Genomic DNA, 16,913 nt, shown 5'->3' with positions numbered 1-16,913 from the left:
TACGAGCGCCGGTGTGGCCGACGAGACCGATCACTAGGGTGGAGCGGTGACCACGTACGAGCCTCCTCGCCCCTGGATCGCCAGCTATGCGGAGGGTGTGCCGGATGATCTCGACCCGGTGACGGGTTCACTCGTCGACATCGTGGAGGCCTCGGCACGGGATTATCCCGACGCCCCCGCGCTGCAGTTCTTCGGCCGCACGACCTCGTACCGCGAACTCCACGAGGCGATCGACCGCGCCGCCGCCGGTCTCCTGGAACAGGGCGTGCGCGCCGGCGATCCGGTGGCGATCGTCCTCCCGAACTGCCCGCAGCACATCGTCGCGTTCTACGCGATCCTGCGGCTGGGTGCGGTCGTGGTCGAGCACAATCCGCTGTACACCCCTCGGGAACTGCGCAAGCAGTTCGAGGATCACGGCGCAAAGCATGCGATCGTGTGGACCAAGGTGGCCGGGCTCGTGCAGGATTTCCCCGAAGACCTCGCCGTCGACTCCCTCATCTCGGTCGACATCACCAAGGCGATGCCGTTCACCACCCGTCTGGCCCTGCGCCTGCCGATCGCGAAGGCCCGCGAGGCACGCGAGGCGCTGTACGCGAAGGTCACCCGGACGGTGTCGTGGGAGTCGGTCGTCGGCTCGGCACCGCTCCCGGCGACGCATCCGAAGCCCGCCACGGACGATCTCGCCCTGATCCAGTACACCAGCGGCACGACCGGGACACCGAAGGGCGCTTCCCTCACGCACCGCAACCTTCTCTCCAACGCCGCGCAAGCACGCGCATGGGTCCCCTCGATCGTCCGCGGCGACGGGTGCGTGGTCTACGCGGTGCTGCCGATGTTCCACGCTTACGGCCTGACGCTGTGCCTCACCTTCGCGATGTCGATGGGAGCGCGTCTGGTGCTGTTCCCGCGTTTCGACCCGGACATGGTGCTAGAGGTCACCAAGAAGCACCCCGCGACCTTCCTTCCGCTCGTCCCGCCGATCGCCGATCGCCTGCTGAAGGCGGCGCGCGAGAAGGGCGTCTCGCTGGAGGGCACGCAGGTCGCCATCTCCGGAGCGATGGCGCTGCCGCACGAACTCGTCGTGCCGTTCGAGGCCGCTTCGGGGGGATACCTGGTCGAGGGCTATGGTCTGAGCGAATGCTCGCCGGTGCTGATGGCCAATCCGGTCGCCGAGAACCGTGTGCCGGGCACCGTCGGACTGCCGCTCCCGGGAACGGAGGTGCGGGTCGTGGACCCGGACGAGCCCACCCGCGATGTGCCTGCCGGTCAGCCCGGGGAGCTCATCGTCCGGGGTCCGCAGGTCTTCGGCGGGTACTACGGCAAGCCCGAGGAGACCGAGAAGGTGTTCGTCGACGGCTGGTTCCGCACCGGCGACATCGTCACAGTCGACGCCGGTGGCTTCGTGCGGATCGTCGATCGCATCAAGGAACTCATCATCACGGGCGGATTCAACGTCGCGCCGACCGAGGTCGAGATCGCGCTCCGCCAGCATCCCCAGGTCGATGACGCCGCGGTGGTCGGGCTCCCCAGCGCCCAATCGGGGGAAGAAGTCGTCGCGGCCGTCGTGCTCGCGGCGGGCGCCGGGCAGCCCGACATCGAGGCGATCAGGGAGTTCGCGCGCGGCATCCTGACGCCGTACAAAGTGCCGCGCCGGATCTTCGTCGTGGATGAGCTGCCGAAGTCGCTCATCGGCAAGGTCCTGCGTCGCCAGGTGCGCGACTCGCTGCTGCAGTTGACCTCCGGAGGCTGACGCGCCCGCTACCCCTGGTCGAGGGCGGCGGGGCCTTCGGTCACGAGAAGTCGGAACTGAGCGGCGTCGATGATGCGGATGCCGAGCTCTTCCGCCCGGGTGAGCTTGGAGCCCGCACCGGGACCGGCCGCGACGAAGTCGGTCTTCTTGGACACGCTCGACGCCGCCTTGCCGCCGGCCGCGATGATCGCCTCCTGCGCTCCTTCACGGCTGAAGCCCTCAAGCGATCCGGTGGCGACGACGGTGACACCCTCCAGCACGCCGCCCGCGGCCACCGCCGCGCCCGGACCGGCGTGACCAGGAGTGCGCAGCTGCGCTCCGGCGGCGCTCCAGCGTTCGACGATCTCGCGGTGCCAGTCGATCTCGAACCACTCCAGGAGCGAGTCCGCGATGATGCCGCCGACGCCCTCGACGGCCGCGAGCTCATCGCGGGTGGCTGCCCGGATCGCGTCGACGGAGCCGAACCACTGCGCGAGCGCCCGTGCGGCCACCGGGCCCACGTGGCGGATGTTGAGGGCGACGAGGAACCGCCAGAGATCCTTCGTCTTGGCGCCTTCGACGTTGGCCAGCAGCACCGTCGCAGCAGCCGACAGGATGGATGACTCGTCTCCGTCGAAGGGTCCGTCGGCGGAGTACGGCGGGTCGGTCTTCTTCCGCTGGCGCCGGAACGGCGAGCGGGTGTCGGGGGTGCCGTCCTCGCTCAGACGCGGGAGTCCGGTCTCGGCATCCCGGACGACGACATCGATCGGGAAGAGGTCCTCCGCGCGCAGGTCGAACAGAGCGGCTTCGGTCACCAGCGGCGGCGTCTCCGGTCGGATCGGCTGTGTGAGCGCCGCGGCGGACACCTCGCCCAGTCCTTCGACATCCAGCGCGCCGCGGGATCCGATGTGCTCGACGCGTCCGCGCACCTGCGCGGGGCACGACCGCGCGTTCGGGCAGCGCAGGTCGATGTCGCCCTCTTTCGCAGGTGCGAGCGGGAAGCCGCACTCCGGGCAGTCCTTCGGCATCACGAACGGGCGCTCGGTGCCGTCCCGCAGCTCGACGACCGGCCCGAGCACCTCGGGGATCACGTCACCGGCCTTACGCAGGACGACGGTGTCCCCGATAAGCACGCCCTTCGCCTTCACGACGTCCTGATTGTGCAGCGTGGCCTGGCGCACGACGCTCCCGGCCACGCGCGTCGGCTCCATCACGGCGAACGGCGTCGCACGGCCGGTGCGGCCGACCGACACCACGATGTCCCGCAGGACGGTGTTCACCTGCTCGGGCGGATACTTGTACGCGATCGCCCAGCGCGGCGCCCGGCTCGTCGCCCCCAGCTCATCGTGCAGCGCGAGTTCGTCCACCTTGATCACGATGCCGTCGATCTCGTGCTCGACGTCGTGACGATGCGCGCCGTAGTGACGGATGAAGTCGTCGGCCGCCTCCGCCGAGTCCGCCACGCGGAAGTACGCACTTGTGGGCAGCCCCCACGAGGCCAGCAGCCCGTAGACCTCGCTCTGCGTCCGCACCGGCGGGTCGGGCCATGCACCTATGCCGTGCACCGTCATGCGCAGCCGCGAGAGGCGCTGATGCACGGCGTCGAGCTGGCGTTCGTTCTTGCCCTCGGTCTTCTGACGAAGTGAGCCGCTCGCGGCGTTGCGAGGATTGGCGAACAGCCGGTCGCCCATCGCCTCCTGGTAGGCGTTCAGGGATTCGAAATCGGCGACGGTGAAGAAGACTTCTCCGCGCACCTCGACCAGCGGCGGGTGTCCGGAGCCCTCGAGGCGATGCGGGATGCCGGCCACCTGCCGCACATTGTCCGTCACGTCCTCGCCCACGCGCCCGTCGCCGCGCGTCGCCGCGGAGACCAGACGGCCGTGCTCGTAGCGCAGCGACAGCGCGAGCCCGTCGATCTTCAGCTCGCACAGGTAGTGCACCGGGCGTCCGGCATCGCGCTGCACCTTCGCCGCCCAGGCGAGGAACTCCTCGTCGCTGAACACGTTGTCCAGGCTCAGCATGCGCTCGGCGTGCTCGACGGGTGCGAAGAGGGATCCGGATGCCGCACCCACGGTGAGGGTGGGCGAGTCCTGGCCCTGCAGCTCGGGGTGGAGACGCTCGATGCGCTCGAGCCGCTGCATCCATCCGTCGTAGGTCGCGTCGTCCACGACGACCGTGTCGCGCCCGTAGTACGCGTCGCGCGCCTGCAGGATCAGCTCGGTCAGACGCACGCTCTCCTGCCGCGCGTCGTCCAGGGACGCAAGGGACAGCTCATCGGGGGCTTCGGAGTCCGTCACCCGGCAAGTCTACGAGCGGGCACCGACAGTGATACGGGCCGGATCGTCACGTCGTGACCGGCACCGCCGAGACCGTGTGATCGATCGTGAACTGGCCCAGAACACGCGTGCCGTCGTATAGGACGGCGGTCTGCCCGGGCGCGACGCCGTCGAGGGGCTCATCGGGCGTCACCGTCACGAGCGCCGCGGAGACGACGGCGGTCGCCGGCACGGGATCGGCGTGCGCGCGGATCTGGACGTGGCACTCGAACTCCCGGCGGGCGGGGACGGCGCCGGCCCACGTGAATCGGGCGCCGGAGATCTGCGCGATCGCCAGCGCCTCCTTCGGACCGACGACGACCGTGTTGCTGACCGGTCGCACCTCCAGGACGAAGCGGGGCTTCCCGTCTGCCGCCGGCACACCGAGCGACAGCCCGCGGCGCTGTCCGACCGTGAAGGCGTGCGCCCCCTCGTGCGAACCCACGACCGTGCCGGAGTCGTCGACGATGTCGCCGCGCGCGGCGCCCACCCGCTCGGCGAGCCAGCCGCGGGTGTCTCCGTCCGGAATGAAGCAGATGTCGTGGCTGTCCGGCTTGCGGGCGACGGTCAGACCGCGCGCCTCCGCCTCCTGCCGGACGAGTTCTTTCGACGGAGTCTCGCCCAGCGGGAACAGCGTGTGCTCCAGCTGGTCTGCGGTGAGGACGCCGAGCACGTACGACTGGTCCTTGGCCGCGTCGCTCGCGCGGTGCAGTTCGAGCGTCCCGTCCGTCCCGGTGCGAAGGAGCGCGTAGTGGCCTGTGCAGACGGCGTCGAACCCGAGGTCGAGGGCCTTCTCGAGGACCGCGGCGAACTTGATCCGCTCGTTGCAGCGCATGCACGGGTTGGGTGTCCGCCCGGCACGGTACTCCGAGACGAAATCCTCGATCACGTCGTCGCGGAAGCGCTCCGAGAAGTCCCACACGTAGAACGGGATCCCGAGGCGATCGGCCGCCCGTCGCGCATCCATCGCGTCCTCGATCGTGCAGCACCCGCGGCTGCCCGTGCGCAGCGTCCCGCCGGCGCGCGAGAGAGCAAGGTGCACGCCCACCACGTCGTGGCCGGCATCCACGGCGCGCGCGGCGGCCACCGCGGAGTCCACTCCCCCGCTCATCGCCGCCAGAACACGCATCAGACGATTCTACGAGAGCGCGTCCCCTGCGGGGCGGGACGCCGCCACGCGCCGTGTGGACAACCCGGCTCCCCGCGCTCGCTCGTAGACCCCGGGAAGCGTCGCGATCACCGCATCGACGTCCTCCGCAGTGGTGGTACGCCCGAGCGTCAGACGCAGTGCGCTGCGTGCCGCCGCGTCGCCCATGCCCATCGCGAGCAGGACGTGCGAGGGTTCCGGGACGCCGGCCTGACATGCCGACCCCGTCGAGACGGCGATGCCGGCCGCGTCCAGCAGCATCAGGAGGGAGTCGCCCTGTGCGCCGGGGAAGACCGCGTGGAAGTGTCCCGGAAGACGCTCTGCCCCGAGCGCCGAGACGCGCATCTCGGGAAGGCGCTCCCGCAGTGCGCTTTCGAGCCGGTCTCGGAGCGCGCCGATGCGGGCGGCCTCGACCGCGAGCTCGGCGACAGCGAGCTCCGCCGCTGCGGCGAACGCCGCCGCACCGGCGGGATCCTGCGTGCCCGCCCGCACTCCGCGCTGCTGACCGCCCCCGTGCAGGAGAGGCTCGACGGCCGCGTCCCGGGCGACGACGAGGGCACCGACGCCGATCGGACCGCCGAGCTTGTGCGCGGCGACGCTCATCGCCACCAGGCCCGCGCTTCGGGATCCGCTCGCCGCGCGCAGGCCGCGGAAGGACAGCGGCACGTGGCCGAAAGCGCCCACGGCGTCCACGTGCATCGGCACGCCGGCCCGCGCGCAGGCGGATGCCGCCTCCTCCAGCGGCTGCAGCGTCCCGACTTCGTTGTTCGCGGCGAGCAGAGTGGCGACGGCCGCGTCGCCGCTGCCGACCGCACCCTCCCAAGCGTCCGGATCGAGTCGGGCATCGCGGTCCACCCGGACCCATTCCACGTCGGCGACCTCGTGTTCGTGCAGATAGTCCAGCGTGTCCACAGTGGCGTGATGCTCGCCCTCCGGCGCGACGATCGCCGTGCGCCCGGTGCGCTCGCGCCGGGCGCGGTACAGACCTGTGATCCCGAGGTTCACCGACTCGGTGCCGCCCGACGTGAACACGACCTCGATCGGCTCGCATCCCAGCGTCGCGGCCAGTCGCTCGCGTGCGTCCTCGAGCACGCGCCGCGCCGCCTGACCCGCAGCATGGATCGATGAGGGGTTGCCCGCCGCCTCGGCGGCATGCAACCACGCGTCCCGTGCTTCGGGCCGCATGCCCGTCGTCGCGGCGTGGTCGAGATATACGACCATTCCGGTCCCCCCGCCTCAACGTCACCTCGCCGACTCGCGGCGTTACTACTGTAGAGCGCATGGTCTCGCCCGAATCCCTGACCGCGCTCGCTCCGCCGCCGGGACTGCTGAGCTCCGAGCTCGACGATCTCGGCGTCACGCTCGGACCCGACGGTGCGACTCTGCGCGTCTGGTCCGCGAACGCGAGCGGAATAGAACTCGTGGTGTTCGACGACACCGATCTGGACTGGATCACCGACACGGTCCCGCTCGAGCCGGTCGGTGCGGGGGTGTGGAGCGTGACGACGCCGCTCCTGCGGCCGGGGACGCGCTACGCGATCCGTGTCGACGGCCCCCACGGCCCCGGCAATACATTCAACCCCGGCACCCTCCTCGTCGAACCGTATGCGAGGGGGCTGGTCAGCGGCGGTTTCGAGGACTGGCGCGCCGTCGTGGTGGACGGATCCTTCGACTGGGGCGGCGTGACGAAACCCGCGATCCCGATGGACAGGACGGTCATCTACGAGGGCCATCTCAAGGGCATGTCCAAGCGGCATCCGCTCGTTCCGCCGGCTCTGCACGGCACGTATGCGGGCCTCGCGCACCCGGCGATGATCGAGCATTTCCTCGCGCTCGGCGTCACGAGCATCCAGCTCCTGCCGGTGCACGCGTTCGCGACCGAGCCTCGTCTGCTCCAGCACGGCCTCACGAACTATTGGGGCTACAACACCCTCAATTTCTTCACGCCGCACGGCGCATACGCGACCGAAGAGAACCGACGGCAGGGACCCGAGGCGATCCTGCGCGAGTTCAAGGGCATGGTGAAGCTGCTGCACCAGGCGGGCCTCGAGGTCATCCTCGACGTCGTGTACAACCACACCGCCGAAGAGAGCATCGGCGGACCGCGCTCGAGCCTGCGCGGCATCGACAACCGCTCCTACTATCGGCAGCAGGACGACGGCGCGTACATCGACGTCACGGGATGCGGGAATTCGGTGAACACCTCCACGGATGCCGCCGCCCGGCTCATCCTCGATTCGCTGCGCTACTGGGCCGTCGACCTGCAGGTGGACGGGTTCCGGTTCGACCTCGCGGCAACGCTCGGCCGGGATGCGAACCACCACTTCACGCCGGATCACCCTCTCCTGCGTGCGATCGTCGATGATCCGGCGCTCGCCGGCGTCAAGCGCATCGCGGAGCCCTGGGATGTGGGCATGGGCGGCTGGCAGACCGGGAACTTCGGGGACGGCTGGCACGAGTGGAACGACCGCTACCGCGACCGCGTGCGCAACTTCTGGCTGAGCGACGTCGACTACGCACGCCGCGCGTCCACGGCGCCGGTCGGGATCGGCGGCTTCGCCACGCGCCTGTCCGGTTCGTCGAACACGTTCAGCGTCGAGCGGGGGCCGCTGGCGAGCGTGAACTTCGTCACCGCACACGACGGGTTCACCCTCCGTGATCTGGTGTCGTACGACGTGAAGCACAACCTGGGCAACGGCGAGCAGAACCGCGACGGTGCCGACACGAACCGCTCGTTCAACCACGGCGCGGAAGGACCCACGACCGACGCGGGGATCCTCGCCACCCGCCGCAAGGCCATGCGGAACATCCTGGGCACTCTGCTGCTGTCGGCGGGGGTGCCCATGCTGACCGCGGGCGACGAGTTCGCCCGGACGCAGCGCGGCAACAACAACGCCTACTGCCACGACTCCGCCCTCACCTGGCTGTCGTGGGACCACGCGCCGTGGCAGGACGATCTGTTCGCGCACGTGCGTCGCCTCATCCGCCTTCGCGCCGAGAACCCCGCTCTGCGACCGAGCAGATTCGCCAAGCTCGACGAGCACACCCCCTCGGCATCCGTGATGGAGTGGTACGACCAGACCGGCAGCACGATGTCGATCGACAAGTGGACGGACCCCGCCCACCGCACGCTGCAGTACGTCGCCGCCTCCACCCCCGAGTTCGAGGCCTACAACCGGATCCTGCTCATGGTGCACGGCAACGAACGCCCCACCGCGGTGACGCTGCCCGAGATCGAGGGGGTGACCTCGTTCGTTTCGCTGTGGTCCAGTGCGGACGAGCGGCCCGTCGACGTCGAGGAGACCTTCGCTCCCGGGGATGTCGTGCCTCTCGTGGGCACGTCGATGCGGCTCTTCCGGGTCGAGTAGTCGATCCGGCGCGGCGGAAGCTGTCCTGCCGCCGGGGTGCGCGGTAGGTTCGAGAGGTGGTCACGACGACGCGCGCGACGCGCCCCCTTTCCTGGCGAAGCATCTCTCCGGTCCCCGTCAGGGAGGCCACGGACTTCCAGCCGAACCGCACGACCGCGACGCCGCGCATACCGGTCACCCTGATCTCCCCGGCGGTGCCCGGCGGCTCGTTCCGCCCGAGCGCCTACGCCGGTGAGATCGTCCCGTTCCGGGCCGTGGCGTTCCGCGAGGGACATGACCTGATCGGCGTCCACGTCCGCCTCTTCGCTCCGTCCGGCGACGAGTCGCTGCACCGTCTCCGCGCCCTGCACGACGGGTTCGACCGGTGGGAGACCGCCGTCACCCCGCTCGAGGAAGGTGTCTGGGGCTTCCGCTTCGAGGCTTTCGCGGACGACTTCGCGACGTGGGAGCACGCGGCCGACCTGAAGATCGCCGCGGGGGTGGATGCCGCGCTCATGCGCGAGATCGGCGCGCGACTGTTCGACCGGGCGGTGAAGGAGAAGTCGCGGCCGATCACGGAGCGCCGTCGCCTGGAGAGCGCCGCCGTCAGCCTGCGCGACAGCGCGGTCGACGACGATGCGGCTCTGGAGATCGTCCGCGACCCGTCGATCGCCGCGTTCTTCACGGCGCGCCCGCTGACGTCGCTCATGACGCTCGGTGAGCGTCATGAGCTGCTCGTCGAACGCGAGCGGGCCGGAGTCGGTGCGTGGTACGAGTTCTTCCCCCGCTCGGAGGGCGCACGCCGTGTGAAGGACGGCACGATCAAGAGCGGCACCTTCCGGACGGCGATGAAGCGCCTCCCCGCCGTGGCGGCGATGGGCTTCGACGTGCTCTACCTGCCACCGATCCACCCGATCGGCCGGCTCAACCGCAAGGGCCCGAACAACACGCTCGACCCGAAGCCCGGCGATCCGGGATCGCCCTGGGCGATCGGATCCGACGAGGGCGGGCATGACGCGATCCACCCCGATCTCGGGACCCTGGCGGACTTCCGCGCCTTCGTGCGCGCCGCGCGCGCGGAGGGTATCGAGGTCGCTTTGGATCTCGCTCTCCAGGCCGCGCCGGATCACCCGTGGGTCGCCGCCCACCCGGAGTGGTTCACCACCCTCCCGGACGGGACGATCGCGTACGCAGAGAACCCCCCGAAGAAGTATCAGGACATCTACCCGATCAACTTCGACAACGATCCGGAGGGCTTCTCCGCCGAAGCTCTGCGGGTGGTCCGCCACTGGATCGCCCAGGGCGTCGCGATCTTCCGAGTCGACAATCCCCACACCAAGCCGCTGCAGTTCTGGGAGTGGTTGATCTCCACCGTCAACGCGGAGCGCCCGGACGTCGTGTTCCTGGCCGAGGCGTTCTCGCGGCCGGCCGTGATGCAGTCGCTGGCGAGAGCCGGCTTCCAGCAGAGCTACACGTACTTCACCTGGCGCAACACGAAGGCCGAGCTGGAGGAGTTCCTGACGGGCCTCGCGACCGAGACAGCCGACTTCCTGCGCCCGAATCTTTTCGTCAACACGCCCGACATCCTCACGGAGTACCTGCAGTACGGCGGCCGACCGGGCTACAAGATCCGCGCGGCGATCGCGGCCACGGGAGCACCGACCTACGGGGTGTACGCCGGATACGAGCTGTACGAGAACGTCGCGCGTCCCGGCGCGGAAGAGAACATCGACAACGAGAAGTTCGAGTACAAGCTCCGCGACTGGGCGGCAGCGGAGGCGCGCGGAGATTCGCTCGCCCCGTACCTGACTCGCCTGAACCAGATCCGCCGGGAGCACCCCGCGCTGCGGCAGCTGCGCAACATCTCGGTGCACTGGAGCGACGACGACGCGATCCTCGTCTTCTCGAAGCGGATCGACGCCGCGCTCTCGCCGAGCGGACACGCCGACACGATCATCGTGGTGGCCAACGTCGACCCGCATTCCGTGCGTCAGACGATGGTCCACCTGGACACCCGCGTCTGGGGCGTGCCGTCCGGGACGCCGTTCGAGGTCGAAGACCTGATCACGGGTGAGCACTGGACCTGGTCGGATCACAATTTCGTCCGTCTCGACGCGTTCACCGAACCCGTCCACATCCTGCACGTGAAGGAGTCTCGATGACGAGTCCCACCGATGACCTGCTCGACGCCGTCGCGGCGGGCTCGCATCACGATCCGCATTCCGTCCTCGGCATGCATTTCGGACAGGATGCCGAGGGTGCGCCCGAGTGGACGATCAGAGCGCGTCGGCCGCTGGCCCGCAGCGTCACCGCCGTGTTCGACGACGGCACCCGTGTCCCGCTCGAGCACGTGCGCGCCGGCATCTGGGAAGGTCAGCGCGCCGGTGAGGGCGGCTCGTACGAACTTGTGACGACGTACCCCGACGCGCCCGACTTCACCGCGGTGGACCCGTATCGGTTCGCCCCGACGATCGGCGAACTCGATCTGCACCTGATCCGCGAGGGGCGTCACGAAGAGCTCTGGCGCGTCCTCGGCGCGCATGTGCGCACGATCGACGGCGTCGCGGGCACGGCCTTCTCCGTGTGGGCGCCGAACGCCCGGGCCGTGCGTGTCGTCGGCGACTTCAACGGATGGGACGGCCCCGCCCACGCCATGCGGTCCATGGGATCCAGCGGCGTCTGGGAGATCTTCGTCCCCGGCATCGGGGTCGGCACCGCCTACAAGTTCCAGCTCCTCTCCCGCGGCGGTGAGTGGGTGCTCAAAGCCGATCCGATGGCGCGATTCGCCGAGATCCCCCCGGCGACGGCATCCGTCGTGACGGATTCGGGATATGCATGGGCGGATGCCGCATGGCTGAAGGCGCGCGCGTCCAGCCAGCCTGTGTCGCAGCCCATGTCGATCTACGAAGTGCACTTCGGCTCGTGGCGTCCGGGGCTCTCGTATCGCGAGGGTGCGGACCAGCTGATCGACTACGTCACGGCGCAGGGCTTCACCCACGTGGAGTTCCTGCCGCTCGCGGAGCACCCGTTCGGGGGCTCCTGGGGCTATCAGGTGACCGGGTACTACTCCCCCACCAGTCGGTTCGGGTCGCCCGATGACCTCCGCTACCTGATCGACCGGCTGCACCAGGCGGGTATCGGCGTGATCATGGACTGGGTGCCCGGTCACTTCCCGAAGGACGCTTTCGCGCTCGCCCGCTTCGACGGCGAGGCGCTGTACGAGCATCCCGATCCGCGGCGCGGCGAGCACCGCGACTGGGGCACGTACATCTTCGACTACGGACGCAACGAGGTGCGGAACTTCCTCGTCGCCAACGCGCTGTACTGGTTCGAGGAATTCCACGTCGACGGCCTCCGCGTCGACGCCGTCGCGTCGATGCTGTACCTCGACTACTCGCGCGAGGACGGGGAGTGGGTCCCGAACATCCACGGCGGGCGCGAGAACCTGGAGGCCATCAGATTCCTCCAGGAAGTGACCGCCACGTCGTACAAGCGCTATCCGGGGATCTCCCTGATCGCCGAGGAGTCCACGTCCTTCCCGGGCGTGACCGCTCCGACGAGTCAGGCGGGTCTCGGCTTCGGCTTCAAGTGGAACATGGGCTGGATGAACGACTCGCTCCAGTACATCGCCCGGGACCCGATGTACCGCGCGCACCACGAAGGAGAGCTCTCGTTCTCGTTCGTCTACGCGTTCAGCGAGAACTTCGTGCTGCCCATCAGCCATGACGAGGTCGTCCACGGCAAGGGCAGTCTGTTCGCGCGAATGCCCGGTGACCACTGGCAGAAGCTCGCGAACATGCGTGCGTTCCTCGCGTACATGTGGGGCCACCCCGGCAAGCAACTGCTGTTCATGGGACAGGAGTTCGGCCAGCTCTCCGAATGGGCGGAGGGCCGTGGTCTGGACTGGTGGCTGCTGGACCAGCCTTCGCACGCGCAGCTGCACGGCTTCGTGGCGACGCTCAACAGCGTCTACAAGGCGCAGTCCGCACTGTGGTCGCGCGACAGCGACGGCGCGGCGTTCTCCCGCATCGGCGCCCCCACCTGGAACCCGAATGTCGTGGCCTTCTCCCGTCGTGACCATCACGGCAACACGGTCGTCGTGATCGCGAACTTCTCCGGCGTGCCGATCCACGGGTACGCGCTGGATCTGCCCGAATCAGGCGTGTGGCACGAGATCCTCAACTCCGACGGTCAGGAGTACGGCGGCTCAGGCGTCGGCAATCTGGGTGCGGTCCACGCCGGAGAATCCGGACGGGCCACGATGGTCCTGCCCCCGCTCGGGGTCCTCTGGCTCGGACATGCCGCGCAGCAGCACCTGCCGCCGCAAACGAGTTCCGGACAGCTGCTGCTTCCCTGACGGCCCGGCCGGCCGCGCTCAGAACAGGAGCGAGGCCAGTCGGCCACGGGCGCGAAGGACCCGCGGGTCGGCATCCCCGATCAGACCGAACAGCTCCAGAAGGCGTTCGCGCACCGCGGACCGGTCATCCGCGGGCAGGGCACCGAACAGATCCAGGAGTCGCCCGAACGCATCGTCCACATGCCCACCCGCGATGTCAAGGTCGGCGACGGCGAACTGAGCCTCGATGTCGAGGGGGCCCGCCGCCGCTGCCGCCCGCGCGGCCTGCAGATCGAGATGCTGGACCCGGTCGAGCAGACGCACCTGACCGAGACCGGCGCGGGCATCCTCATCGCGGGGATTCTCGGCGAGGGCCTTCTCGTAGGCGACCACTGCGCGGGCGTAGTCGCCCGCTTCGATCGCCTCATACGCCTCGGCGTGCAGCGGAGGCAGGGGTGCCTCCACCGGCTCGCCGTCTGCGGCGTTGCCGTCGCCGGACACATCCACCGAACCCGTCACCCCGTTCTGGGCGGCGAGCTGAAGGAGCTGGGCGAAGACCTCGCGCACCTGCTGCTCGGGGACGGCCCCCGTGAACAGCGGCACCGGCTGGCCGCCGACCAGGGCGACCACCATCGGGATCGACTGCGCACGGAACGCCTGCGCGAGCTGCGGGTTCGCGTCGACATCGACCTTGGCGAGCACGAGGCGACCCGAGAGTTCGGTCACGACGGCCTCGAGGATCGGGCTGAGCTGCTTGCAGGGGCCGCACCACTCCGCCCACAGGTCGATCACGACGGGCACCGAACGCGAGAGCTCCAGGATCTGCGGGAAGGTGTCGTCGGTGACGTCCATGATGAGAGACGGTGAGGGCGTCGACGTCGGCGCGGTACCCGGGGCAGGCGCGGCGGGTCGATTGCGCAGAGCCGACAGGTCGACGGCACCGCGGAGAGCGGTCGGAGAGACGTCGGTCAATTGATCACCTTTGCATCGAGGATCTCGGATGAATAGCCGAGCAGCCGGATCTTCTCGGAGGACCCGAGACCGGGCACGTAGAAGAACAGCTGATCACTGAATGTGGTCGTGAAGCCCGTGGCCGACTGTTCGGCACCCGCAAGGGTCTTCACCGTGGGGTTCGTGTCGAGCTTGATGACGGCATCCGCGTTCGTCGGCTTGACCGTGTCGACTTCGTTCACGTTCACCGCGACGATCGCGCCGCTTTCGAGCGTCGCCAGCGCGAGCGGAGGATGGGATCCCGCGACCGTGTCGAAGGTGAGACTGCCGGTCGAGGCCGCGGTGGTGTTGAAATCGGCGAGGCGCTTCTCGCGGTCAGCCGTCACGCTCGCGCGGAACTGGTCGCCATCCGCCTCGAACTGGTCGTAGAACTCACTGTCCGCACCCTTGTTGAGCACGTCGGCGTACGCGGCCGCGAGCTGATCCGGGGCCATCAGCAGGAAGGAGGAGTCAGGCGGAACCTGCTGCGCCCCGACGTACACCGGAGCCAGGTCCGGCATCTGGGTCGATGCCTCCAGGCTCGACAGATACGTGAGCTTGTAGGGCGCCCACTGATCCTGCTGCGTGAGGAGCATGATGCTCGCGGTCTTGTCGGCGTCGTCGTTCACGACGGCCATCACCGACCGCGGCCATCCGTCGTACGCCTGCGGAAGGACGATCTCGAGCGGTTTCGTCGGAATCGCCGCGAGGGCCGCCTCATCGGGCAGAGCCGCGCGCAGCCGGTAGTTCGTCGCGCGCTCCTCGAGGACGGCGCCGTCCAGTCGGGTCGCTGCCAGCGTGGCATCGAGCGCGCTGTCCGCGTCCGCCGCTGTCTGCGCGATGCGTGCGATGATCCGCTCCGCCTGCGCTTTCGTCACGGCGGGAGCCTGCTGACCCTCGGGGATGATCACCGACTCGCTGGGACTCGGCGTGGGGCTCGCGGCGAGCTGCGGCCAGGAGTCCGCCGAGCAGCCGGCGAAGAGAAGTGCCGACACCGCCAGCGCCGGCGCGACGACGAGAGCCTTCCGGCCGGGTCCCACCGATCGCCGTGTCGGTGCCGCGCTGATCACGCCCTTGTCCGCGCCCTCGACCGCGAGATCGATCGGTTCCGTCACCGGCAGCGGCAGACCCTTGCGGCGCGGGCCGCGCGACCTGCGCACATGACGGATGCCGAGGATGTACAGGAAGACCCCCACCGCCATCAGGATCGCCCCGAGGACGATGAGGGGACCCGCCCAGGGAGTCGCGCGGGCGACCGACCAGGACACGCTGACATCGGAGGGAGCGGCAGCCACGCCGTCGGTGGCGACGATCACACTCATTCCCTCGGGAAGCTGCAGCGGAGCGATCAGCAGGTCCTCCTGCTGGAACTCGTCCAGCCACAGGTCGGAGCCGATCGGACTCCGCGCCTCCGCCGTCGCATCGGCGCTCCCGTCGGTCTCGCCCTCGACGGCGACGTCCTCTTCGGCGGAGGGCTCTTCCGACGGAGCCGGCGTCACGCTCTCGGAGTCGACGTCACCGGAGGAGGTGAGCGTCGCCTCCACGTACTCGGTGTCCGCCAGCCAGGCCTTCATGTCGGCGGTGCGCCCGTAGGCGGCGAAGATCTCGCCGTCGCCCTGTGCACGCAGCGTCTGCGCACCAGGAAGGCGGTTGAGCACCGCGCCGTCGATCAGCAGGTACGGCGCCTCCTGCGAGACGGCGATGTCGACGGATTCGGACCGTGGGCCCTGGAAGACGGTGCGCTGGGCGATGCCCGCTCCGATCATCACGGCGGCGAGCACGAAGGCCGCCACAGCCCACACGAAACGCACGAAAACACCTCTCCCGGACCCGCTTGTCGTCACCGCGGGTCGTCGACTCGACATTTCAGACTAGCGAAGGAGACCTGTGCGTCGCCCGGGAGGTGCCAATCCCCGCGCTGCGCGGGTGGAGTGCATATCCTGACCTGACAGCTCATCGCCGTACCGCCGAGAACCTCGGCACAGACAGGAGCCACCGTGAAGGTGCACAATCCGTTCCGCGTCGCCCTCGTGGCGACCCTCGGCGTCGGCGTGGGCCTGCTGCTGATCAGCAGCGTCCAGACGCTGTCGACGATCCTGCTCTACGTCGGCACCGCGCTGTTCCTCAGCCTCGGCCTCGAGCCGGCCATCTCCTTCCTCGAGCGGCGCAAGCTTCCCCGGTGGGCCGCGGTGCTGATCACGATCCTCGGTGTGCTGGCCGCTTTCGCCGGGATCGTGCTGATGCTCGTGCCGATCATCGCCGGCCAGATCAGTCAGCTCGTGGAAGCGATCACGAAGCTCGTCGAGAGCGGGACGACACTCGACGACTTCAAGGCGTGGCTGGGCGGCATCTTCCCGAACCTCAAGATCGACGAGGTGGTCGCCTTCGTCGAGGACTGGATCTCCAATCTCGACTACGCCTCGATCGGCCAGGGCGTCCTCGCCGTCGGCGCCTCGGTGCTGGCGGGCCTCGCCGGCGCCTTCATCGTGCTGATCCTCACGATCTACTTCACCGCTTCCACGCCGAATCTGAAGGCCGCCGTCTACCAGCTCGTCCCCGCCTCCAAGCGTGCGCGGTTCATCGACATCGCGGAGCAGATCACGAAGTCCGTCGGCTATTTCGTGATGGGCCAGGTCACGATGGGTGTGATCAACGGCGTGCTGAGCGCGATCTTCCTGTCGATCATCCAGGCTCCGTTCCCCGCCGTCCTGGCCGTCGTCGCCTTCTTCTTCTCGCTCATCCCCCTGGTAGGAACCCTCACCGGCTCCGCGATCATCGTCCTGATCTGCCTGGGTCTCGGCTCGCCGACGACCGCGCTCGTCGCGGCGATCTACTACCTGATCTACATGCAGATCGAGGCGTACGTGATCTCGCCGAGGGTCATGAACCGCGCGGTGTCGGTGCCCGGTGCCGTCGTCGTCATCGCTGCACTCGCGGGCGGATCACTGCTCGGCCTGCTCGGTGCGCTCATCGCGATCCCGGTGGCCGCGAGCATCCTCATCATCTACCGCCAGGTGATCATCCCGCGGCAGAACGAACGCTGAGACCT

10 protein-coding genes are annotated in these 16,913 nt (G+C 69.0%); 5 read left to right on the top strand and 5 right to left on the bottom strand.

Annotated elements, in window-relative coordinates:
* The first annotated feature begins 46 nt into the window (after positions 1-46).
* Positions 47-1,750, top strand: coding sequence for a long-chain-fatty-acid--CoA ligase (locus AB0P18_RS05445; protein WP_363359268.1), 1,704 nt, complete (start codon positions 47-49; stop codon positions 1,748-1,750).
* 8 nt (positions 1,751-1,758) lie between these two features.
* Here the strand turns inward: AB0P18_RS05445 and ligA are convergent, their stop codons facing one another.
* Genes ligA through AB0P18_RS05430 form a run of 3 tightly spaced genes read right to left on the bottom strand, consistent with a single transcriptional unit; the run spans position 1,759 to position 6,412 of the window.
* Positions 1,759-4,026, bottom strand: a complete 2,268-nt coding sequence (gene ligA / locus AB0P18_RS05440; RefSeq protein ID WP_363359266.1) for an NAD-dependent DNA ligase LigA — start codon at positions 4,024-4,026, stop codon at positions 1,759-1,761.
* 46 nt (positions 4,027-4,072) lie between these two features.
* Positions 4,073-5,173, bottom strand: coding sequence for a tRNA 2-thiouridine(34) synthase MnmA (gene mnmA / locus AB0P18_RS05435; protein WP_344053935.1), 1,101 nt, complete (start codon positions 5,171-5,173; stop codon positions 4,073-4,075).
* A 9-nt stretch (positions 5,174-5,182) separates the two neighbouring features.
* The gene (locus AB0P18_RS05430; protein WP_344053936.1) at positions 5,183-6,412 is read right to left on the bottom strand and encodes a cysteine desulfurase family protein; all 1,230 of its coding nucleotides are present in this window, start codon (positions 6,410-6,412) and stop codon (positions 5,183-5,185) included.
* A gap of 59 nt (positions 6,413-6,471) precedes the next feature.
* On the opposite strand from AB0P18_RS05430, the gene glgX reads away from it, so the two are divergent.
* Genes glgX through glgB form a run of 3 tightly spaced genes read left to right on the top strand, consistent with a single transcriptional unit; the run spans position 6,472 to position 12,895 of the window.
* Positions 6,472-8,559 carry a glycogen debranching protein GlgX gene (glgX, locus tag AB0P18_RS05425; protein ID WP_363359265.1) on the top strand — a complete coding sequence of 696 codons (2,088 nt, stop codon included), beginning with the start codon at positions 6,472-6,474 and terminating at the stop codon, positions 8,557-8,559.
* 56 nt (positions 8,560-8,615) lie between these two features.
* On the top strand, positions 8,616-10,700 hold the full coding sequence (locus AB0P18_RS05420) for an alpha-1,4-glucan--maltose-1-phosphate maltosyltransferase (protein ID WP_363359264.1): 2,085 nt from the start codon (positions 8,616-8,618) through the stop codon (positions 10,698-10,700).
* Positions 10,697-12,895, top strand: a complete 2,199-nt coding sequence (gene glgB / locus AB0P18_RS05415) for a 1,4-alpha-glucan branching protein GlgB (RefSeq protein ID WP_363359263.1) — start codon at positions 10,697-10,699, stop codon at positions 12,893-12,895. The genes AB0P18_RS05420 and glgB overlap by 4 nt, the downstream gene beginning before the upstream one ends.
* Positions 12,896-12,913: 18 nt before the next feature.
* On the opposite strand, the gene AB0P18_RS05410 is transcribed toward glgB, so the two are convergent.
* Together AB0P18_RS05410 and AB0P18_RS05405 are read right to left on the bottom strand one after the other, a co-directional pair.
* A complete protein-coding gene (locus AB0P18_RS05410; RefSeq protein ID WP_363359262.1) occupies positions 12,914-13,846 on the bottom strand; it encodes a tetratricopeptide repeat protein in 933 nt (310 codons plus the stop codon).
* Positions 13,843-15,675, bottom strand: coding sequence for a glycosyl transferase (locus AB0P18_RS05405; protein ID WP_363359261.1), 1,833 nt, complete (start codon positions 15,673-15,675; stop codon positions 13,843-13,845). Before AB0P18_RS05405 ends, AB0P18_RS05410 begins: the two co-directional genes overlap by 4 nt.
* Before the next feature lie 186 nt (positions 15,676-15,861).
* Between AB0P18_RS05405 and AB0P18_RS05400 the strand changes: the two genes are divergently transcribed.
* The gene (locus AB0P18_RS05400) at positions 15,862-16,908 is read left to right on the top strand and encodes an AI-2E family transporter (RefSeq protein WP_344053948.1); all 1,047 of its coding nucleotides are present in this window, start codon (positions 15,862-15,864) and stop codon (positions 16,906-16,908) included.
* Positions 16,909-16,913: the final 5 nt, after the last annotated feature.

This window comes from Microbacterium sp. NPDC064584 (genome assembly GCF_040687315.1).
GTDB classification, from domain to species: Bacteria; Actinomycetota; Actinomycetes; order Actinomycetales; family Microbacteriaceae; genus Microbacterium; species Microbacterium lacus.
The sequence above is the reverse complement of the archived record's forward strand: the minus strand, read 5'-3'. Positions and strand labels throughout refer to the sequence as shown.